Origin of the sequence: Streptomyces sp. NPDC048383 (genome assembly GCF_040651775.1) — a bacterium.
GTDB lineage: Bacteria > Actinomycetota > Actinomycetes > Streptomycetales > Streptomycetaceae > Streptomyces.
Genome location: NZ_JBEZKS010000004.1, coordinates 58,394 through 79,121, shown reverse-complemented (window position 1 = coordinate 79,121; position 20,728 = coordinate 58,394). Strand labels below are relative to the sequence as shown.

Here is a 20,728-nt window from a genome sequence, read left to right as displayed (position 1 = left end):
GCGCTTTCACCCGACCTGCCAGGGGTCGGTGCTGGGGCGTGCGAAGTCGACCCGGTGACCCGGATCGCCACAAGAAGTGTACGGGACCCACCGGTATGCCGGGTGACGCCGTTGTCCACACTCCGCCGGCCGTCCACAGGCCCGCCGGTCCGGGACCGGGGAGGCGGGACGCTGGGCGACATGCCGAAACTGCTGCTCACCCTGCTCCTGACCCTGACCCTGACCCCCCTGCCCCTGACTACGGGGAACGGGCCCCCGCCGACACCCCTTCGGGCGGCGCCGGTGTCCCGGGCGCCCGGGGTCGGCCCGCCGCCCGGGGCGCCGGCCCCGGGCGGACGGCCGTTACCGCCGCCGCTGTCCGTGGCGCGCTGGTGGGATCCGCCGCCGACCCCGTACGCGGCCGGGCACCGGGGCGTCGACCTGTCCGCTCCGGTGGGTACGCGGGTGCGCGCCGTCGGTCCGGGTCGGGTCCACCACGCGGGGCCGGTGGCCGGCCGCGGGGTGCTCTCGCTGACCCTTCCGGGCGGCCTGCGCACCACCTACGAGCCGGTCCGGCCGCTGGTCGCGGAGGGCGAGACGGTGGAAGCGGGCCAGGTCGTGGCTGTCCTCACCGCGGGCTCCCACTGCACGACCCCGTGCCTCCACTGGGGCCTGCTCGCGGGCGAGGACCTCTACCGCAACCCGCTCACGCTGCTCCCCCGCCCCACCCCCCGCCTCCTCCCGACCGACCCGGCGGAGCCGCCCGACCCGCCCGCGTCACCACCGCGCACCGCCCCGCGCTCCAGCGAGGACACGGCGAACGGTGCCTCTCCCGACGAACCTGCCGGACAGCTCGGAGCCGACGCCTCACCTGCACCTGCACCTGCACCTGCACGGGCACCGGCAGACGGGACCCGTCGTGACCCGGCACGCCGGCGACCGCTCGCGGGCCGTGGCAGGGGGCGCGGTCGCCTTCGGCCGGCACGGGAAGCCGGCCCCGCCCGCAACGGCGGGCGGGAACTCGCCACGGCGAACCATCGGGGCGGGGGCTCGCCTTGGGTCGACGGAGCGGGGCCATGAGTGGGAGCTCCGCGCCGGCCGGCGGCTCAAGGGCCGCCGACCCGGGCGCGAGCCGGTCCGGGACCTCAGCCGCGGACGCCGCGGAGGGCCATGGCGACGGCGGCTTCGGTGACCACGACCGGGTCCTCCGCGGCGCCGAGTTCGATACGACGCACCGCCGCGTCGACGACGCCCTGCAACAGCATCGCGGCCAGTCGCGGCTCGCTCTGCCCCAGCGCCGCCAGGGCCTCCACGATCATCGCCACCAGGCCGCCGTGTGCGGCACGGATCTTCTCGCGCGCGCCCGCGTCGAGCTCGCTCGCGGAGATCGCCACCACCGCCCGGTGCCGCCGGTCCCCGACCAACCCCAGCTGGCTGCGCACGTACGCCTCGATCTTCGCCTCCGGCGTCTGCGCCGACTCCATCGCGGCCTCGATCTCGGCCGCCCAGACGGGGAAGTCCACGGCGCACAACTCTTCGACGACCGCCGCGCGCGACCGGAAGTACTCGTACACGGAGGACCGGGCGAGGCCGGTGCGTTCCGCGAGGGCGGGGAAGGTCAGCGCTTCCGTCCCGCCTTCGGACAGCAGGGAGCGAGCGGCGTCCAAGAGGGCGCCGCGCTGCATCGACCGGTGCTCGGCCACGGAGGCCGCTCGAATCCTGGGCACGTGACCACTCTACGGAGGTTCCGAGGGGTCATCACGGGCTGTTCGGCTCAGCGGCCGACATCGGCCAGCTTCGCGCGCAGCTGGAGGACCGATTTGGTGTGGATCTGGCTGACCCGGCTCTCGGTGACGCCCAGGACGTTGCCGATCTCGGCGAGGGTGAGGCCCTCGTAGTAGTAGAGGGTCACCACCGTCTTCTCCCGCTCGGGCAGGGTGTTGATGGCGCGGGCGAGCAACCGCCGCAGCTCCCGGTCCTCGGCCACCGCCACCGGGTTGTCGGCGGCGTGGTCCTCCAGGGTGTCCATCAGGGAGAGCCGGTCACCGCCCTCGCCCCCGACGTGCAGCAACTCCTCCAGGGCCACCACGTTGGCCAGCGACAACTGGCTGAACACCGTGTGGAGTTCCTCCACCGCGATGCCCATCTCCGCCGCGACCTCACCCTCGGAGGGGGTGCGCCGCAACTGGGCCTCCAGCGTGGCGTACGCGCGCTCCACGGCCCGCGCCTTCTGCCGCACGGAGCGCGGGATCCAGTCCAGTGCCCGCAGTTCGTCGATCATCGCGCCGCGGATCCGGGTGATCGCGTACGTCTCGAACTTGATGGAACGCTCGATGTCGAACTTCTCGATGGCGTCGATCAGGCCGAAGACCCCGGAGGAGACGAAGTCTGCCTGCTCCACGTTGGGCGGCAGGCCCACGCTGACCCGGCCCGCCACGTACTTCACCAGCGGCGAGTAGTGCAGGATCAGCTGCTCCCGCAGCCGCTCGTCACCCGAGTCCTTGTATGAGCGCCAGAGGACCTCCAGGGACGAGGGCGCGGTGGACCGCACGCTGCCACGAGCAGCGGGGGGCACAGCGGCGCGGTCGGACCCTGAGGTGTGCTGGGGCATGCTTCGCCTTTGCCGGAGCGGGATTCCTTGGGAGCGTAGCGTGACGGAAGTGTCGCGGTGCGCGAAGAGTACGGGATGACGCGGGGCCGTATGGGCGCCCGGACTCGCGCGGGCGGCCCGGGACCGGCGCCCTGCGCTCGGCCCCGGCGGCTGGCACCGGGAAGACCGCGTCTCTCATCGCCGTCACTCTTTCACCGGAACGCCCCAGGTCAACGACCGCCTCGCCGGGTGGCTTCCGATTGCACCCCCGCTCCCGGCCTACGCCTGGTCAACTGCCATGCGTCGCCCTGCCGTTCGACGAACCCCAGGGAGTGAAGTTCGTACAGTCTGCCGATGACTTCATCGGTGCCGGTGCCCGCGGCGAGAGAGATCGCGTCGAGGTCCGCGGGCCGGCCGGCGGGCAGGGCTTCGAGCACCCGTGCGGTGTCGCGGTCCAGGAGGTCGCGGGCGAACACCGGGCCGCGTCGCTCGGGCGCCAGTTCCCCGATGGCTCCGACCAGTTCGACGACCTCGGCGGCGTCCGTCACCAGCAGGGCCTCACCGCGCAGGAGTTCGTGCACCCCGCCCGACAGTCCGCTGGTCGCGGGGCCGGGGACGCCCATGGTCAGGCGGCCGAGTTGTTGGGCCCGCCGGGCCGTGACCAGGGAGCCGCTGCGGTGCGCCGCCTCCACGACGACGGTGCCCCGGGTGAGGGCGGCGATGACCCGGTTGCGCAGCACGAACCTGCTCGGCGTGGGATGGCTGCCCGGCGGCAGTTCGCCGAGGACGAGCCCTTGGCCGGAGATCCGCCCGAGCAACTCGGCATGTCCGCGCGGGTAGGCCACGTCCACCCCGCAGGCCAGTACCGCCGCCGTGGCTCCGCCCGCGGCGAGCGCGCCCCTGTGGGCAGCGGCGTCGATGCCGTACGCCGCGCCGGACACCACGACCCAGCCCCGTTCGGCGAGTCCCGCCGCCAGGTTCTGCGCCATGTGCGCCCCGTACGGGGTGCATGCGCGGGCTCCGACGACGGCGACCGAACGCAGGGCCCAGGTCCGTAGGTTGGGCCTGCCGCGCAGCCACAGGCCCACGGGCCGCGCGTCGCCCAGGTCGTCGAGTTGGGTCGGCCACTCCGGGGAGCCCGGGCAGACGAACCTGCAGTCGGCCGCCGCGGCCTGCGCGAGATCCCGCCGGGGATCGGCGGCGGCGGCCCGTCTGCGGTATCCCGCGAGCCGCTCCGGTCCGGCTCCCGTCAGGACGGCGGCCTGCGGCCCCGGGCCGGTCAGCAGTCGCATCAGCCCGACGGCGCCCCGGTCCCGGAGCCAGCGCCCGCCGCGCTCGTCCCCGGGCTCCAGGACCCGGGTCAGCGCGGCCCGGGCCAGCCGTTCGGCGTCCGGCCCATCCGGCCCGGGGAGCCCGTTCGACCCGCCCGGGCCGGGGAGCCCGTCCAACTCGTCGGGCCCGTTCGGCCCGCGCAGCCCGTCAGGCCCGTCAGGCCCGTGCAGCCCGTCAGGCCCGCGCAGCCCGCCCGTCCCCCGGCCCCCCTCCCGCCCGTCGGCGCTCACGACGCCACCTCCGCGGCGAGTACCGCGCCACGGGGGATCCCGGTGCGCAGCTCCAGCGCGGCGGCCACGTCCAGCGCGTCGGGCCGGTCCCGGCCCCGCAGGTCGGCCACGGTCCAGGCGACCCGCAGCACCCGGTCCAGCCCCCGGGCGGTGAGCAGCCCGCGTTCCATGTCCCGCTCGGCCGCCGCGAGGGCGTCCGGTCCGGCGGGCCAACGGGTGCGCAACTCGTGCCCGGGGACTTCGCTGTTGAGCTTCCACGGCGTCTCGGCGAGCCGGCCGGCGGCCCGCTCACGGGCCTCCCTGACCCGGTCGCCGACGGCCGCGCTGCTCTCGCCCCTGCCGCCCCGGCCGAGGAGGTCGGAGCGGGTGACCGGCTCGACCCGGACCCGCAGGTCCACCCGGTCGAGCAGGGGTCCGGAGAGCCGGGCCTGGTAGCGCCGCACCACCGAGGCGGGGCATTCGCAGCCGGACCCGAGCGCCGTGTGCCGCCCGCAGGGACAGGGGTTGGCCGCGAGCACCAGCAGGAACCTGGCCGGCAGCCGTACGACTCCGGCGGCCCTGGCGATGACCACGTGCCCCGCCTCCAGGGGCTGGCGCAGGGCGTCCAGGGCCTTGGTGCTGAACTCGGCGGCCTCGTCGAGGAACAGCACGCCCCGGTGGGCCAGGGACACCGCCCCGGGCCGGGGGATCCCGGCCCCGCCGCCGACGAGGGACTGCATGGTCGCGGAGTGGTGCGGCGCGCAGTACGGGGCCCTGCCGACGAGGGGTTCCCCGGGCGGCAGGATGCCCGCGACCGAGTGGACGGCGGTCACCTCCAACGAGTCCTGCCGGGTGAGGGGCGGGATGACCCAGGGGATCCGCTCGGCCAGCATCGTCTTCCCGGCGCCCGGGGGCCCGCTCAGGAACAGGTGGTGGCCCCCGGCGGCCGCCACTTCCAGGGCTCGGCGGGCTCCGTGCTGCCCGGCGACGTCGGCGAGGTCCGGGTGGTCCCCGGTGTCGCCGCCGGTGCGGGAGAGGCCCGTACCGAGCCCGGCGCCCGGGAGGACGAGGCCCGCGAGCATGGCGTCGGGTCGCCCCGCCCGTTCGGGCGGCTCCTCGTCGGGCACTTCCCCGTCGGTCAGCACCGCGATCAGTTGCCGCAGGCTGCGCACGCCCAGCACCGACACGTCCGGCACGAGACAGGCCTCGGCGGCGCACTGTTGCGGCACCACCACTTGCCGGTACCCGGCCTCGGCGGCGGCGAGCACCGCCGGCAGGATCCCGCGGACGGGGCGGACCCGACCGTCGAGGCCCAGCTCGCCGATGAGGACGAGGTCGGCGATCACGGCGGGGTCGATCACCTCGGCGGCGCCCAGGACGGCCACCGCGACGGCCAGGTCGAAATGGGCGCCGGCCTTCGGCACGGACGCCGGGCTGAGCCCGACGGTGAGCTTCTTCTGCGGCCACTGGGCGCCGGAGTTGACCACGGCGGCCCGCACCCGGTCCCGGCTCTCCACCAGCGTCTTGTCGGGGAGGCCCACGAGCGTGAACGCCGCCACCCCCGGCTCCAGGTCGGCCTGGACCTCCACGACCACGCCCTCGACCCCGACGAGCGCCACGGAGCAGGCCCGGGCGAACCCCATCAGGCCACCCCCCGCACGTGCTCCACCACGGGCGCACCGCGCTGTGGCAGCAGGACGGCGACCAGGTCGATCCGTACTCCGCCGGGCGGCGGCCCCCCGTGGTCGGCCAGCCATCGCTCGGCGAGCCGGCGCAGTCGGGCGGCCTTGGCCGCCCGAACGGCGGCCAGGGGATGTTCGAAGTTCCCCACGCGCCGCGTCTTGACCTCGCACACGACGAGGGCGTCCCCGTCCCGCGCGACGATGTCGACCTCGCCGCCCCGGCAGCGCCAGTTCCGCGCGATCACGATCAGCCCCGCCCGGGTCAGCGCCCGTGCGGCGAGGTCCTCCCCGTACCGCCCCAATGCCTGCTGTGCCACGCCCTTCGCGTTCATCCGGCACCACCTCCGGCACCGAAGATCCCGCGTTCCCGCCCACCGTGTGGATCTTGGTGGACAGCCGGGCGATTGTGGAAAACCCCCTCACTCTCCCGCGTGAACCGGCCCCGCCCCAAGAAAAAACCGGGGCCCCGTAACGGAGCCCCCGGATCGATCGGCCCCCGGATCGGCCGGCCGCCGGATCAGCCCCCCGGCAGTTCCAGGTCGGTCTTGTTCAGCTCTTCGATGTTCACGTCCTTGAAGGTCAGCACCCTGACCTGCTTGACGAAGCGGGCCGGTCGGTACATGTCCCAGACCCAGGCGTCCGCCATCGACACCTCGAAGAAGACCTCGCCCTGGACCGAATGCACCTGCATCTCGTAGTCGTTGGTGAGGTAGAACCGACGTTCGGTTTCGATCACGTACTTGAACAGCCCGACGACGTCGCGGTACTCCCGATAGAGCTTCAGCTCCATCTCGGTCTCGTACTTCTCGAGGTCCTCGGCACTCATGGCATGTTCCCCTTCAGCCGTGCGTCCCCCTATTGTGCGCCGGCGCCCCGCGCCCCTAAACGATTTCCGGGGTCAGGACCACCGGAGCGTCCGGAGGGCCGTCGTCGAGCAGTGTGCGGAGCAGCTCGGCGAGTCTGGTCGGGTACACCGTCTCACGCGCCGCCAGCAGTTCCTCGGAGGTCCACCACCGCGCTCCGGAGACGCTGCGCCGTTCCAGTTCGGTGAGGCCGGCCATCACCGTCTCGGTCCGGGTGGTGCGGGCGAGGAAGTACCACTCGTCCTGCTCCCAGCGCCGCCCGTCGAAGGGGAAGGCGCAGTAGCGGCGCCACAGCACCGGGCCCAGGTCCACCTCGGTGATCCCGGTCTCCTCGGCCAGCTCCCGCAGCGCGGCCTCCTCCCGGGTCTCGGCGCCCTCCAGGCCGCCGCCGGGGGTGAACCACCAGTCGTCGGCGGGGTCCGTCGGTTCGAAGCCGTGGAGCAGCAGGATCCGGTCCGCCGGATCCAGCAGGATCACCCGCGACACCTTCCGGGGCTCCCGCCCCTCCCCCGCGACCGGCTCCGTCCCGCTGCCGGCGCCGTCAGCGGCCACCGGCACGCTCCCGCCGGCCGCGCCCCAGGAGCCGCGCGAGCGGCCCGTACGCGGCTCCCAGCAGCACCAGCGCCGCTCCGGCCACCACCGCCGTCACCTGGAGCAGCAGCGGCCCCGGCCGCGAGATGCCGCCGGGCAGGTCGGCGTAGGTCCGGGCCGGGTCCAGCATCTTCATCGACGGCCACGCCAGCGCGTCGACCCGGGCCGTCACCGTCGACCGGGGAGCGGTGCCCTGCCCGGCCTCCGTCAGGTGGGCCCGGGAGTCCAGCGAGGCCCCCCGCCGGTCCCCCAGCAGGAAGAGGTTGCCCTCGGGCACCTTCACCTCGAACGGCGTCCCGGAGGCCGCCCCGGCGGCCGCGGCCGCCGCGTCGTTCCGCGCGGGAGCCAGGTAGGTCTCGTCCAGCTCCTTGCCGTTCACGGTCAGCCGGCCGCCCTTGCCGCAGCAGGAGACGGTGTCGCCGCCGACCGCGACGACCCTCTTGACCATGGGCGAGTCGCTCCACATGGCGTCCCGGAAGACGACCACGTCCCCGCGCCGCACCTCGGCGCCGTCGATCCGCTGCGCGAGCACCCGGTTCCCGGGATTGACCGTCGGGACCATCGAGTCCGTCGGCACCGTGTACGGCTGGTACACGAGCGCGCCCCAGACGAAACCACCGAGGAAGAGCACAAAACCGATGGCCACGGCCAGTCCCGACAGTGTGCTGCCGAGACCGCCGCGGCCATCCTTGCCACCACGTATACGTGTACCGCTCGCCTGCGTTCCGCCCATTGCAGCGCCCCCACACCTCGGAGATCGTCGACCTGGGCGGCACCCTACCGGGCGGTACGACCGTCGGTCAGCCTCCGCCTGCGCCACATGACGAGCGGTACGGCGCCGGCGAGCCCGAGGGCGGCCGGGCCGAGCCCGACGGGCGCCAGTCCGGCGGCCCCGAGGCCGAGCGCGGTCGCCGCGGCCTGGTTGCCGATGCCCGGCTGGTCGAAGGTCTTCGGGACCGGCAGCGTGGACCAGCGGGTGACCGGCCACGCGACGACCACGGCACGCCCGACGACCTTGTCGACCGGCACGAAGCCCTGGGTGGAATCCTGCATGTGGTAGCGGGAGTCCCGGGAGTTCTGCCGGTGGTCACCCATGACCCAGATCTTGCCCTTGGGCACGGTGATCGGGCCGAACGGGGCGTCGTCGCACGGGGTGTTGCCGGGGAAGATGTACGGCTCGTCGAGCTCCTTGCCGTTGACGACGACCGGTCCCCCCTTCTTGCACGAGACCGTGTCCCCGCCGATGGCGATGGTCCGCTTGATCAGGTCCTTCTCCTCGGCGGACGGCATGAGGCCGATCCAACTGAGGGCCTTCTGCGCGATGTTCGGCTCCGGGGTCGGCTGGTCGGACAGCCAGTCCGCGGGGTCGTGGAAGACGACGACCTCGCCGCGCTCGGGCTCCGAGCCGAACCACGGGGTCAACTTGTCGACCAGCACCCGGTCGCCCCGCTGCAGCGTGTTCTGCATCGAGTCGGACGGGATCGAGAACGCCTGCACCAGGAAGGTCTTGATCAACAGGGCCAGCAGCAGGGCGATACCGATCAGGAGCGGCAGCTCCTTCCAGAAGGAACGCTGCGGGCTCTCCTCGGCGGCGTCCTCCTCGGCCTCGCGCTCGACGGCGTCGTCCGGCCGCTCCTCGCCCTCATCGCGTCCGGATCGTGCGCCTACCGCCACATCCCCCACATCCACTCCTCAATCGAGAATCGCAGCCCGCTCCCAAGGGAGAACGGGCCCTCCCCTCCCTTAACGAGCGGGAGTTCCCTAAGGCGCGGGAGACCAAGGACACACTATGCGAACGGGGTGCCCCCACGGCGCCCGCCCGGCCCGCGCCGACGCCCCCGCCGGGCCTGGTCGGGCACGGTCAGGAAGGTCGCCGGCTGCTCCAGCCTGCGCCAGTGGTCGAAGGGCCAGGCGATCACCACGGCCTCCCCGACCACCTTCTCCTCGTCGATGGTGCCTTCGAAGGCCTCGTCCAGGTGGAACCGGGAGTCGGCCGAGTTCGCCCGGTGGTCGCCCATCACGAACAGCCGCCCGGCCGGCACCTCCACGTCGAAGCGGATCTCCGAGGGGGCGTTGCCGGGTGACACGTACGGCTCATCGAGCGGCGCTCCGTTGACGGTCACGCGACCCCGGTCGTCGCAGCACTTCACGGTGTCGCCGCCGACTCCGATGACCCGCTTGATCAGGTCCTGCTCGTCGGCGGAGGGGAGCAGGCCGATGAAGGTCAGGGTCTCCTTGATCTGCTTGATCCCGGCCGGGTCCTCGGCCGGTCGGGCCGCCTCGCCCTTGAGCCAGCCGCCCGGGTCCTCGAAGACGACGACGTCCCCGCGCTCGACCTGGGAGCCGAACCAGGGCGTCAACTTGTCCACGAGGACGCGGTCGCCGATCCGGATCGTCTGTTCCATCGAACCGGAGGGGATGAAGAAGGCCTGCACCAGGAACGTCTTGAGCACCAGGGCGATGCACAGCGCGACCACCACCAGCAGCGGCAGCTCGCCCACCCGCCGGGTACGCCGGCGCCGCCGGACCCGGCGCGCCACCCGACGCCGCTCGGCCCTGCTGCCACCCTCACCCGCCGCGGGCCCGGAGTCCGGTTCCTGACCGGAGCCGACCGCCGAACCCCTGTCCTTCACCCCGCTCCGACCCGGATCCGCGCCCGGCCGGGCCGCGGCGTCCGCGTCCATGCCGATGCCGGGCCACGCCCCGAAGTCCGTCCGCCCGGACGGCGGCTTCCGCTTGCGGGCCGGCCGCCCGGAGGTGCTCCCGGAGCCGCCCTGCGATCCGGATCTCGGCGTGCGCCCGCCCTTCGGGCGCCCTCGACTACCCACGCGGGCCACCGTCCGCACCCGTCACGGAACCCCAGCGCGATACCGGCCAGCCGATCCAGTCGGCCCGCCCGATCACCTTCTCCACCGGCACCATCCCCCCGCCCGGCTCACCGAGGTGGTCGCGCGAGTCCCGGGACTGGGACCGGTGGTCACCCATCACCCACAGGGTGCCCAGGGGAACGACGATCCGGAAGGGCACCTTCGAGGGGGTGTCACCGGGAAAGAGGTACGGCTCGTCCAGCGCGACCCCGTTGACCTGGATCCGGCCCCCCGCGTCGCAGCACACCACGTCGTCCCCGCCGATGCCCACGACCCGCTTCACGAAGTCGGTGTCGCGGGGCCGGGCCAGCCCGAGCGCCGATCCGGCGCCGCGCAGGGCCTCGCCGACCGGGTTGCCCGCGGCGCGTTCCCGCACGAAGGACCCGGTGCCGTCGAAGACCACCACGTCCCCCCGCCGCGGCTCGTCGCCGAACCGGTACGCCAACTTGTTCACCAGCAGGCGGTCGCCGACCCGCAGGGTCGGTTCCATCGAGTGGCTCGGGATCAGGAAGGGCTGGACGACGAAGTTCGCGAACAGCAGCAGGAAGACGGCGCAGACCGCGCCGAGCGCCCCGACCCGCCGCCAACCCGGGGCGCCGGAGAACACGGAACCCACCGACCGCGCGGAAAACGCAGAACGCGGCCCCTCCGCCCCCTTCTCGGGGGCGGAGCGGCCGCGCTGTGTGAGCTCTGCTTCGGTGTCCATCGCAGGCGAGCCTATCCGGCCGCCCACTGGATCCGGAGAGGAGATCAGCGGTCGCGCTTCTCCTTGATCTTCGCGGCCTTGCCGCGGAGCTCACGGAGGAAGTACAGCTTGGCGCGACGCACGTCACCACGGGTGACGAGCTCGATCTTCTCGAAGATCGGGGAGTGGACCGGGAAGGTGCGCTCCACGCCGACGCTGAAGGAGACCTTGCGGACGGTGAAGGTCTCGGAGACGCCAGAACCCTGGCGGCGGATGACCACACCCTTGAACTGCTGGATACGGGAGCGGTTGCCCTCGATCACGCGGACGTGCACGTTGATCGTGTCACCGGGGCGGAAGGCCGGGACGTCGGTGCGCAGCGAGGCGGAGTTGACGCCATCGAGCAGGTGGGACATGGAGTTCGTCTGCTTTCTTCGCACGACGCCACAGGTCGCCGGTGCGGATTTCCGTAGAGAATTCGGGAGTCGTGTCGCGTCCCGGACGACGGTCCCCCTGTGGCAGGGGCGCCCGTGAGCACACAACAGCCGCCTATTCTTCCACGGCGGCGGGCCTGCGCCAAAATCGGCCGTCGGCGGTCGGCTTCCAGCCCAGGATGCTCAGGATCTCGCGGTCCTTCTTGTCGAAGGCGGAGGCCTCGCAGCGCTCGATCAGGTCGGGGCGGTTGCGCGCGGTACGGCGGAACGCCTCGTCCCGGCGCCAGCGGGCGATCTTCCCGTGGTGGCCGCTGAGCAGCACCTCGGGGATGCCGCGCCCGCGCCACCGCGGCGGCTTGGTGTAGACGGGACCTTCCAGCAGGTTGGCCATCCCGCCGGGCGCGAAGGAGTCGTCACGGTGCGATTCGGCGTTGCCCAGCACTCCGGGCAGCAGTCGGGCCACGGCCTCGGTCACGACCAGGACGGCGGCCTCGCCGCCCGCCAGGACGTAGTCGCCGATGGAGACCTCGTAGACCGGCATGCGCGTCGCGTACTCGTCCATGACGCGGCGGTCGATGCCCTCGTACCGGGCCGGTGTGAAGATCAGCCAGGGGCGCTCGGACAGCTCGACGGCCAGTTCCTGGGTGAAGGGCCGGCCGCTGGGGGTGGGGACGACCAGCACCGGGCCGTGCGCGCCGGACTCGTAGCCGTCGGCGAGGGCCGCGTCGAGGGCCTCACCCCACGGGTCGGTCTTCATGACCATGCCGGGTCCGCCGCCGTACGGGGTGTCGTCGACCGTGTTGTGCCGGTCGTACGTCCATTCCCGCAGGTCGTGAACGTGTACGTCGAGCTGCCCGCGGGCCCGCGCCTTGCCGACGAGGGAGACGTTCAGCGGTTCGAGGTACTCGGGGAAGATCGTGACGACGTCCAGCCGCATCAGGCAGCGCCCTCGGCGTCGGTGCCGGTGGCGGTGGCGGTGGCGTCGGTGGCTTCGGCACCGGTCGTCTCGGCGTCGCGCGCGGAAGCGACCTCGGCGCGGTCGTCGATCAGCCCGGGCGGCGGGGTGATGACGCAGCGCTGCTCCTCCAGGTCGATCTCGGCGACGATCTCCTCGACGAAGGGGATCATCACCTCGGTGCCGTCGGGGCGCTCGACGATGAAGAGGTCCTGCGAGGGCAGGTGGGAGATCTCGGTGATGCGGCCGATCGGGGTGCCGTCGGCGAGGACCACGTCCAGGTCCATCAGCTGGTGGTCGTAGTACTCGTCGGGCTCCTCCGGCAGTTCCGCCGGGTCGACCTCGGCGATGAGGAGGATGTTGCGCAGCGCCTCGGCGCCGGTGCGGTCCTTGACTCCGGCGAAGCGCAGGAGGAGCCGGCCGCTGTGCACCCGGCCCGTCTCGATGGTCAGCGGACCCGCCGACGCCGGATCGGTGCGCAGGACGGCGCCCGGCCCGAGCCGCAGTTCGGGCTCGTCGGTCCGTACCTCGACGGTGACCTCACCCTTGATCCCGTGGGCGCGGCCGATCCGCGCGACTACCAGCTCCACTGTGTGTCCTTCTCCCTTGCGCGGCCGACCCGCCGCCGCTCCCGCGGAGGTGTACCTCTCCGTCGTGGCTTCTCGGGTCAATGGTGGCTCCACCCGGGGGCGGAAACGACTCGGGCCGGGGTGGGCGACGAACGCCCTCCCCGGCCCGTGCCGGTGGTTCAACTGCTCAGCGGACCTGGTCCACGTCGATGAGGTCGACGCGGATGCCCCGTCCGCCGATGGCGCCCACGACAGTACGCAGGGCACGTGCGGTGCGGCCGTTGCGGCCGATCACCTTTCCGAGGTCATCCGGGTGGACCCGGACCTCGAGCACCTGCCCGCGACGCAGGTCGCGCGAGGCGACCTGCACTTCGTCGGGGTTGTCCACAATGCCCTTCACGAGGTGCTCAAGAGCCTCCTCGAGCATGATCAGGCCTCGGTCGACTCGGCGGCGGCCTCACCTTCGTCCGCCTTCTTGTCGGCCTTCTTGGCCTTCTGCGTGATGGCCTCGCCCTTGGTCTCGCCGATGCCCTCAAGGGCCTTGGCGAACTCGTCGAAGGTGCGACGCTTGCTTTCCTTGGTCTCCGGCTGCAGCAGCGGCGCGGGGGCCGGGAGGCCCTTGTGCGCCTGCCAGTCACCGGTCAGCTTCAGGATGGCGAGCACAGCCTCGGTGGGCTGGGCGCCGACCGACAGCCAGTACTGCGCACGCTCGGCGTTGACCTCGATGCGCGACGGGTTGTACGTCGGGTGGTAGATACCGATCTCTTCGATCGCGCGACCGTCCCGACGGGTACGGGCGTCGGCGACGACGATGCGGTAGTGCGGCTGGCGAATCTTGCCGAGGCGCTTGAGCTTGATCTTGACTGCCACTGGAGTGGTGTCTCCTGAACTTGACGTGGTTGGGCACATGAGATGCCACGTGGGGTTGCGGTACTCGGGTGCCCGATGGACGCGTCAGCCGGAGGAGAGAGGGGTCCTATGCGACTGTCGAGTACAGCTAGCCATTGTGCCATACGCCTGCGGCGCGCTCGCCCGCGAGAGGCGCGCCGACCTCACCCGGAACCGTCCGGGGCCGCTACGAGGCGGCCGCGGTGACCACCACGTCCGGGATGCGGAAGGGCTTCATGCAGCCGCCGCACACGATCGGCGCCTGGGCCAGTACGGAAGGGACCACGCGCACGTTGCGCCCGCAGTCGCAGACCGCCTTGACCCGGACGCCGCCGCCGGAGGAGCCGTGCCGGGCGGCAGGGCCGCGGAAGCTGCGCTTGGTGTCGGCCGCGGTGGCGACCGTGTGCGCCTTGAGGGCGCGCTGGAGCCGCTCGATGGTGGGGCGGTAGCGCTTCTTCGCCTCGGGATTGAGCGAGACCAGGGAGAAGCCGCTGCTGGCGTGCGGCTCCTCGGAGTGGTCCAGCCCCATCTCCTCGGCGATCGCGAGGAATCTGCGGTTGTGGTAGCGGCCGGCCCGGGAGGTGTCCCGGACTCCGCGGGCGGCTGCGATGCCGTGGACTGCCTCGTGCAGCAGTCGCTCGAAGGAGAGCTCGGCGCCGCAGGCGGACGAGGACTCTCCGATCAGGGACTCGGGCGCGGCAAGGTCAGGCAGCTCGGGGTGGTACCGCTGAATGTCGGCCCACGCCTGCGCCAGCTCTGCGGCGAGAACAGGTGGTGTCGTGCTCACGTCGTGACAACGAGCCGGGGGGCCCCGGTGTTCCGATTCCGGGCCATTCCAAATTTTTTGCACGTACCAGTCAGTTCAGCCTCATGCGTCCGGAGGAGGACGGGTGCGCCGATCTCAGGAGGAGTCGGTACGTAAGGAGTACCGACAACGGCCACGCCCCCGGTGCGCGGCCGTAGCCGCACACCGGGGGCGTGGCCCGGGAACTCAGTACGAGCGCGCGACGATGGCGAGCGTTCCCGGGGCGTCGTCCGTCGCCGGAACCGACCCGTCCGGGGCGATCAGGCAGCGTACGGAGACGGCCTGTTCGGCCAGCTTGGCCTCGCCCTCGGGGCCCAGGTCTGCCCACGGGATGCGCGCCCAGCCACCGGCGATGGCGGCCTCGGCGGCCTCTTCGATGGTCGCGACGTCCGACGTACGGGACTCGCGGCGCTCGCGGGACTCGCGCAGCAGCTGCGCCTGGTCCTCGTCCAGCACCTTGGGCAGCAGGTCGGCGATGGCGTCGATCTGCACCGGGGTCTTGCCGCCGGGGATGCGGCGGGCCAGCATCGCGGTGCCGGCCTCCAGGTCGCGGGGGCCGATCTCGATGCGGACCGGTACGCCCTTGAGCTCCCAGTCCACGGCGCGGCGGCCGAAGGGGGTGTCGACGCGGTCGTCGACGAACACCCGCAGTCCGGCGGCCTTGAGCTGGGCGCCCAGCTCGCGGACCTTGGCCACGGCCTCGTCGCCCTTGATCGCCATGACGACGACCTGGACGTGCGCGAGGCGCGGCGGGACCCGCAGGCCGTTGTCGTCGCCGTGGGACATGATCAGGCCGCCGACCATGCGGGTCGACACGCCCCAGGAGGTCTGCCAGACGAGCTCCTGCTTGCCTTCCTTCGACAGGTACTGCGTGTTGAAGGCCTTGGCGAAGTTGGTGCCCAGCTCGTGGCTGGTGCCCAGCTGGAGGGCCTTGCCGTCACCCATCATGCCTTCGAGGGTGAGGGTGTTGATGGCTCCGGCGAAGCGCTCCTTGGCGGTCTTGCGGCCGAGGACGACGTCGATGCCGAGGACGTTCTTCATGAAGTCGCCGTAGACGTCCGTGTGGATCCGCGCCGCGTAGTCGCGGGCGTCCTCGTAGGTGGCGTGGGCCGTGTGGCCCTCCTGCCAGAGGAACTCGCTCGTACGGAGGAACACGCGCGGGCGCATCTCCCAGCGGACCACGTTGGCCCACTGGTTGATCAGCAGGGGCAGGTCGCGGTAGCTCTGGACCCACTTGGAGAAGTAGTCGTTGATGATCGTCTCGGAGGTGGGCCGGACGACGACCGGCTCGTCCAGCTCCTTGCCGCCGCCGTGCGTGACGACCGCGAGCTCGGGGGCGAAGCCCTCGACGTGCTCCGCTTCCCTCGTCAGGTAGGACTGGGGGATGAAGAGCGGGAAGTACGCGTTCTGGGCGCCCGCGTCCTTGATCCGCGCGTCCATCTCCTGCTGCATCCGCTCCCACAGGCCGTAGCCGTACGGTCGGATGACCATGGTGCCGCGGACCGGACCGTTGTCGGCCAGCTCGGCCTTGTTGATCAGATCCTGGTACCAGCGGGGGAAATCCTCCGCCTGCGGGGTGAGAACGGGTGCCTTTGCCATGGCGCGAATGGTACGGCGCCGCGCGCGCCGAGCGTGAATCGGGTGGCGCGCTCCTCTGGACGCGGGGGCGAATGGGGAGTTCCCTGGCAACGGGGGCAAGGGGGCGATACGGAATCAGGAGCGCTCTTTCGATGACACCGACGCCGACGGCGACGCTCGTCGCCCGGGACTGGGCCGAGATCCAGGAACGGATGCTGGTACCGCTCTACGAGGCGGTCTACGACCGGCTGGAGGTCGGGCCGGGTGACCGGCTGCTGGGCCTCGGCTGTGGGGCGGGGCTGCCCCTGCTGTTGGCCGCGGGGCGGGGTGCCGCGGCCACGGGCGTGGAGGCGGATCCGGCCCGCCGGGCGCTGGCCCGGGAACGACTGCTGGAGGTGGTGGCGGATCCCCCGGCGCCCGAGGAACGGCCGTGGGACGTCCTGCTGGCCTTCTCGCCGTCCCCGGGGGCGCTGGCCTCGGCCCTCCCCGGGGTGCGGCGGGGCGGGGCCGTGGTGCTGGCCGACTGGGGTCCGCCGGAGCGGTGCACGGTGCCGGCGGTGCTGGGCGGCGGTCCGGTGGGGCGGGACCTGGACACGATGACGGCGGGGGCCGGGCTGGTTCCGGACGGTTCGGGGCGGGTGTTCTGCCCCTTCGGGTACGCGGACGTGGACAGCGCCGTGCGCGGCCTGCTGTCCACGGGGCTCTACGACGGCGCGGCCGATCCGGCGCTCGCGGAGAAGGAGCTGTCGGAGGCGCTTCACCCCTTCGAGCGGGGCGACGGCGCCGTCTGGCTGCCGAACATCTTCCGGTACGTCGTCGCCCGGGTGGCCTAACGCGCCCGGCCCGGTTCCGCCTCCCGCGGCGGGGTGGGCGGACCGGGCGCGGGCGGCGCGGCGGACTGACGGATCCGGTCAGTCCGCCGCGTCGGCCGGGTCGTGGTCCTTGGTGAGGCGGGGGATGCCGGCGGCCGCGTACGCGGCCGCCTCGTCGAGGGTTTCGGCGGCCAGCAGGGCCCGGGCGAGGTCGTCGAGCTGCGGGCGGTGCTCGCGCAGCAGCCGGCAGGCGTCCGCGTAGCACTCGTCGACGATCCGCCGCATCTCGTGGTCGACCGCGTCGAGGGTGGCCGGGGCGGCGGCGAGTCCGTAGGGGCTCTGGCCGTCGGAGGGGATGGCGGTGAGTCGGCCGACGCGCTCGCTCATGCCCCAGCGGCCGGCCATGCCGCGGGCGATGTTGGTGACCTGTTCGAGGTCGCTCTCCGAGCCCGTGGTGATGACCTCGTAGACGACGTGCTCGGCCGCCATGCCGCCGAGGGCGCCGATGATCCGGCCGCGCAGGTACTTCTCGGTGTACGCGTAGCGGTCGGCGTCCGGGGTGGAGAGGGTGACGCCGAGCGCACGGCCGCGGGGAACGATGGTGATCTTGCGTACGGGGTCGGCGCCCGGCTGGAGCATGCCCAACAGGGCGTGCCCGCTCTCGTGGTAGGCCGTGCGGCGGCGTTCCTCCTCCGGCATGACCAGGGAGCGCTCGGCGCCCAGCTGGACCTTCTCCAGGGCGTCGGACAGGTCGGCGCGGGTCACCGCGTCCTGTCCGCGTTTGACGGCGAGCAGGGCGCCCTCGTTGGCGAGGTTGGCCAGTTCGGCGCCCGTCATGCCCGGGGTGCTGCGGGCCACCCGGTCGAGGTCCACGTCCGGGGCGAGCGGGATGTCCCGGGTGTGGATGCGCAGGATGGCCTCGCGGCCCCGGCGGTCGGGCGGGGAGACGACCACGGTCCGGTCGAAGCGGCCGGGGCGGGTCAGGGCGGGGTCGAGGACGTCGGCGCGGTTGGTGGCGGCGAGGACGACGACGCCCTCGGAGCCGGAGAAGCCGTCCATCTCGGTGAGGATCTGGTTCAGGGTCTGCTCGCGCTCGTCGTGGCCGCCCGTGCCCGCGCCCGCGCCCCGGGCCCGACCGATGGTGTCGATCTCGTCGATGAAGATGATCGCGGGGGCCACCTTGCGGGCCTCGGCGAAGAGTTCACGGACCCGGGAGGCGCCGACCCCGACGATCATCTCGATGAACTCGGAGGCGGAGGCGGAGAAGAAGGGCACGCCGGCCTCGCCCGCGACCGCCCGGGCCAGCAGGGTCTTGCCGGTGCCGGGAGGGCCGGAGAGCAGGACGCCGCCGGGCATCCGGGCGCCCATCCGGCGGTACTGCTGGGGGTTCTTGAGGAAGTCGACGACGTCGTTGAGTTCGCCCTCGACCTCGTCGATGCCGGCCACGTCCTCGAAGGTGGTGCGCTGCGTGCCTTCCAGTTCCACCGGTTTGGGCGGGGCCTTGCGGCCGAGTCGGCCCGCCCCGCCCATGGCCGCTCCCATCCTGCGGGCGATGAGCACCCACAGCAGGACCAGCAGGAGCATCGGGGCGAGGGAGATCAGCAGGTTGGCGAGGAAGCTGCGCTGGACGACGACGGGTGAGGCGGTGACGGTGACGTTCTGTCGGGTGAGGTCGGCCCAGAGGGCGTCGTCGGCGAAGGCGGGGCGCTGCGTGACGAACTTGGTGTAGTCGCCCTCGTCCCCGTCGGGCAGGGGCTGTTTCGCCTTGAGTTCGCCCTGGATGGCGTCGCCCTTGGAGTAGATCTTCGAGACGTTGCCGTTGGTGACCTGCTTGCTGAACTCCGTGTAGGAGATGACTGGTTCGTCGCCCTCGTTGAAGAACGACAGGACGAGGTTGGTGATGAGGTAGACGATCAGGGCGGCCAGGACCAGTCCGCGCCAGCCGCCGGGCATCTTCTTGCGGGGCGGCGGGGAGGGCGGTGCGCCCTCCGATCGCCAGGGCGTGTCGGCCCGGTCGCGCGGCGGTACGGGGGTGGGGCTGGGCACGTGGCCTCCTTATGCCGTCCTCCCGGCCGACGATAAGGGACAAACGTGATCATCGCCCCCGCAGGTCACCCGGCGGGGAGCCCCCGGAAAAGGGGAGGGCCCCGACCGGGTGACCTGTTCGGTCACCACCGGCCGGGGCCCTCCCCGAGGTGCGCGGCGTGCGCCCGCACCCCTGCGCCCTACTTCATGAACTTCTTGAACTCGTCCGGCAGGTCGAAGTCCTGGCCGCCCTGGCCGCCGGCGGGGAGCCCGAACGGGTTGCCGGCCGCGGCCGGCTCGTCCGCCTGGGGACCCTGCTCGCGCCGGGCCGCGGCGGCGGCCTCCTCTTCCTTGCGCTTCATCGGGTTGCCGCTCTTGCGCTTGCCCTTGGCCTGCTTGATCTGCTTCTTCTGCCGGCCGGGGCCGCCGCCCATGCCCGGGATGCCCGGCATTCCGGGCATGCCGCCGCCCTGGGCCATGCGGGACATCATCTTGCGGGCCTCGAAGAAGCGCTCGACGAGGCTCTTGACGGCGCTGACCTCGACGCCGGAACCCTTGGCGATGCGGGCGCGGCGGGAGCCGTTGATGATGTGCGGGTCGTGGCGCTCGGCCGGGGTCATCGACTTGATGATCGCGGCCGTGCGGTCGACGTCGCGCTCGTCGATGTTGTTGATCTGGTCCTTGATCTGGCCCATGCCCGGCAGCATGCCGAGGAGCTTGGAGATGGAGCCCATCTTGCGGACCTGCTCCATCTGGGCCAGGAAGTCGTCGAGCGTGAACTCCTTGGGGCCCTTGGCGAGCTTGGCCGCCATCTTCTCGGCCTCGGCCTGCGAGAAGGTCTTCTCGGCCTGCTCGATGAGGGTGAGCATGTCACCCATGTCGAGGATCCGGCCCGCCATGCGGTCCGGGTGGAAGGCGTCGAACTCGTCGAGCTTCTCGCCGTTCGAGGCGAACATGATCTGCTTGCCGGTGACGTGCGCGATGGAGAGCGCGGCGCCGCCGCGGGCGTCGCCGTCGAGCTTGGAGAGCACCACGCCGTCGAAGCCGACGCCGTCGCGGAAGGCTTCGGCGGTGTTGACCGCGTCCTGACCGATCATGGCGTCGACGACGAAGAGGATCTCGTCGGGGCTGACGGCGTCGCGGATGTCCGCGGCCTGCCGCATCAGCTCCTCGTCGATGCCGAGGCGACCGGCGGTGTCGACGATCACGATGTCGAACTGCTTGGTGCGCGCGTACTCGACGGAGTCCTTCGCGACCTGGACCGGGTCGCCGACGCCGTTGCCCGGCTGGGGCGCGTAGACCGCGACGCCCGCGCGCTCGGCGACGACGGACAGCTGGTTGACGGCGTTGGGGCGCTGGAGGTCGCACGCCACGAGGAGCGGGGAGTGGCCCTGCCCCTTCAGCCAGAGGCCGAGCTTTCCGGCGAGGGTGGTCTTACCGGCACCCTGGAGGCCCGCGAGCATGATCACGGTGGGCGCGGTCTTGGCGAACCGCAGCCGGCGGGTCTCGCCACCGAGGATGCTCACCAGCTCGTCGTTGACGATCTTCAGGACCTGCTGGCCGGGGTTCAGCGCCTTGCTGACCTCCTCGCCGCGGGCCCTTTCCTTGACGTTCGCGATGAAGGAGCGGACCACGGGGAGCGCGACGTCGGCCTCAAGGAGGGCGATACGGATTTCCCGCGCCGCAGCGTCGATGTCCTGCTCGGAGAGGCGGCCTTTGCCCCGGAGGGACTTGAAGGTCGCGCTGAGGCGGTCGGAAAGCGTATCGAACACGGTGGTCGCGATTCCTCGGGTCGGGGGCGTGGTGGTCGTCCCCCAGGGTATCGGGCCGCGCCGCCTGCCCGGCCCTGCGGGCGCCATTGCCT

Annotated in this window: 21 protein-coding genes and 1 pseudogene; 2 read left to right on the top strand and 20 right to left on the bottom strand. The window is 72.4% G+C overall.

All coding sequences use genetic code 11. The annotated features are described in order from the left end of the window. Positions 1–180: 180 nt before the first annotated feature. A complete protein-coding gene (locus AB0D46_RS05210; RefSeq protein WP_362875902.1) occupies positions 181–1,059 on the top strand; it encodes a M23 family metallopeptidase in 879 nt (292 codons plus the stop codon). Positions 1,060–1,124: 65 nt separating this feature from the next. On the opposite strand, the gene AB0D46_RS05205 is transcribed toward AB0D46_RS05210, so the two are convergent. From AB0D46_RS05205 to proS, 18 genes and pseudogenes are all read right to left on the bottom strand, one after another. Continuing rightward, complete coding sequence (locus tag AB0D46_RS05205; protein ID WP_362875980.1) at positions 1,125–1,682, bottom strand: helix-turn-helix domain-containing protein; 558 nt, start codon at positions 1,680–1,682, stop codon at positions 1,125–1,127. 71 nt (positions 1,683–1,753) lie between these two features. Then, positions 1,754–2,590: an RNA polymerase sigma factor WhiG gene (gene whiG / locus AB0D46_RS05200; RefSeq protein ID WP_362875901.1), complete on the bottom strand. Its 837-nt coding sequence runs from the start codon at positions 2,588–2,590 to the stop codon at positions 1,754–1,756. Between the two features lie 209 nt (positions 2,591–2,799). Further along, positions 2,800–4,017, bottom strand: a complete 1,218-nt coding sequence (gene dprA, locus AB0D46_RS05195; protein ID WP_362875979.1) for a DNA-processing protein DprA — start codon at positions 4,015–4,017, stop codon at positions 2,800–2,802. A 110-nt stretch (positions 4,018–4,127) separates the two neighbouring features. After that, positions 4,128–5,753 (bottom strand): YifB family Mg chelatase-like AAA ATPase, encoded by a 1,626-nt coding sequence (locus AB0D46_RS05190; RefSeq protein WP_362875900.1) that lies wholly within the window; start codon positions 5,751–5,753, stop codon positions 4,128–4,130. After that, positions 5,753–6,124, bottom strand: a complete 372-nt coding sequence (locus AB0D46_RS05185) for a YraN family protein (protein ID WP_362875899.1) — start codon at positions 6,122–6,124, stop codon at positions 5,753–5,755. The genes AB0D46_RS05190 and AB0D46_RS05185 overlap by 1 nt, the downstream gene beginning before the upstream one ends. A 185-nt stretch (positions 6,125–6,309) precedes the next feature. Then, positions 6,310–6,618: a DUF2469 domain-containing protein gene (locus AB0D46_RS05180; RefSeq protein ID WP_008745401.1), complete on the bottom strand. Its 309-nt coding sequence runs from the start codon at positions 6,616–6,618 to the stop codon at positions 6,310–6,312. Positions 6,619–6,673: 55 nt separating this feature from the next. Beyond that, positions 6,674–7,207 (bottom strand): NUDIX hydrolase, encoded by a 534-nt coding sequence (locus AB0D46_RS05175; protein ID WP_362875898.1) that lies wholly within the window; start codon positions 7,205–7,207, stop codon positions 6,674–6,676. Then, positions 7,197–7,979, bottom strand: a complete 783-nt coding sequence (gene lepB, locus AB0D46_RS05170; RefSeq protein ID WP_362875897.1) for a signal peptidase I — start codon at positions 7,977–7,979, stop codon at positions 7,197–7,199. The genes AB0D46_RS05175 and lepB (AB0D46_RS05170) overlap by 11 nt, the downstream gene beginning before the upstream one ends. A 44-nt stretch (positions 7,980–8,023) precedes the next feature. After that, positions 8,024–8,920, bottom strand: a complete 897-nt coding sequence (gene lepB / locus AB0D46_RS05165) for a signal peptidase I (protein ID WP_362875896.1) — start codon at positions 8,918–8,920, stop codon at positions 8,024–8,026. Then, positions 8,892–9,879, bottom strand: a pseudogene (gene lepB / locus AB0D46_RS05160) (signal peptidase I); the annotation flags it as partial. The pseudogene lepB (AB0D46_RS05160) and the gene lepB (AB0D46_RS05165), both read right to left, overlap by 29 nt. 187 nt (positions 9,880–10,066) lie before the next feature. Further along, positions 10,067–10,819: a signal peptidase I gene (lepB, locus tag AB0D46_RS05155; RefSeq protein ID WP_362875895.1), complete on the bottom strand. Its 753-nt coding sequence runs from the start codon at positions 10,817–10,819 to the stop codon at positions 10,067–10,069. 44 nt (positions 10,820–10,863) lie between these two features. After that, positions 10,864–11,214 carry a 50S ribosomal protein L19 gene (gene rplS, locus AB0D46_RS05150; protein WP_079429989.1) on the bottom strand — a complete coding sequence of 117 codons (351 nt, stop codon included), beginning with the start codon at positions 11,212–11,214 and terminating at the stop codon, positions 10,864–10,866. A 133-nt stretch (positions 11,215–11,347) separates the two neighbouring features. Next, positions 11,348–12,169 (bottom strand): tRNA (guanosine(37)-N1)-methyltransferase TrmD, encoded by an 822-nt coding sequence (trmD, locus tag AB0D46_RS05145; RefSeq protein ID WP_362875894.1) that lies wholly within the window; start codon positions 12,167–12,169, stop codon positions 11,348–11,350. Then, positions 12,169–12,777, bottom strand: a complete 609-nt coding sequence (rimM, locus tag AB0D46_RS05140) for a ribosome maturation factor RimM (protein ID WP_362875893.1) — start codon at positions 12,775–12,777, stop codon at positions 12,169–12,171. The genes trmD and rimM overlap by 1 nt, the downstream gene beginning before the upstream one ends. A gap of 166 nt (positions 12,778–12,943) precedes the next feature. After that, positions 12,944–13,183, bottom strand: coding sequence for an RNA-binding protein (locus AB0D46_RS05135; protein ID WP_362875892.1), 240 nt, complete (start codon positions 13,181–13,183; stop codon positions 12,944–12,946). A 2-nt stretch (positions 13,184–13,185) separates the two neighbouring features. Further along, positions 13,186–13,626 (bottom strand): 30S ribosomal protein S16, encoded by a 441-nt coding sequence (gene rpsP / locus AB0D46_RS05130; protein WP_362875891.1) that lies wholly within the window; start codon positions 13,624–13,626, stop codon positions 13,186–13,188. A gap of 205 nt (positions 13,627–13,831) precedes the next feature. Continuing rightward, a complete protein-coding gene (locus AB0D46_RS05125; protein ID WP_281206313.1) occupies positions 13,832–14,431 on the bottom strand; it encodes a hypothetical protein in 600 nt (199 codons plus the stop codon). Between the two features lie 204 nt (positions 14,432–14,635). Further along, positions 14,636–16,048: a proline--tRNA ligase gene (gene proS, locus AB0D46_RS05120; RefSeq protein WP_362875890.1), complete on the bottom strand. Its 1,413-nt coding sequence runs from the start codon at positions 16,046–16,048 to the stop codon at positions 14,636–14,638. A 131-nt stretch (positions 16,049–16,179) separates the two neighbouring features. Here proS and AB0D46_RS05115 point away from each other — a divergent pair, with 131 nt between their 5' ends. Beyond that, on the top strand, positions 16,180–16,860 hold the full coding sequence (locus AB0D46_RS05115; protein WP_362875889.1) for a methyltransferase type 11: 681 nt from the start codon (positions 16,180–16,182) through the stop codon (positions 16,858–16,860). Between the two features lie 78 nt (positions 16,861–16,938). On the opposite strand, the gene ftsH is transcribed toward AB0D46_RS05115, so the two are convergent. Together ftsH and ffh are read right to left on the bottom strand one after the other, a co-directional pair. Beyond that, a complete protein-coding gene (ftsH, locus tag AB0D46_RS05110; protein ID WP_362875978.1) occupies positions 16,939–18,792 on the bottom strand; it encodes an ATP-dependent zinc metalloprotease FtsH in 1,854 nt (617 codons plus the stop codon). Positions 18,793–19,064: 272 nt separating this feature from the next. Then, a complete protein-coding gene (gene ffh / locus AB0D46_RS05105; RefSeq protein WP_362875888.1) occupies positions 19,065–20,636 on the bottom strand; it encodes a signal recognition particle protein in 1,572 nt (523 codons plus the stop codon). Positions 20,637–20,728 lie beyond the last annotated feature (92 nt).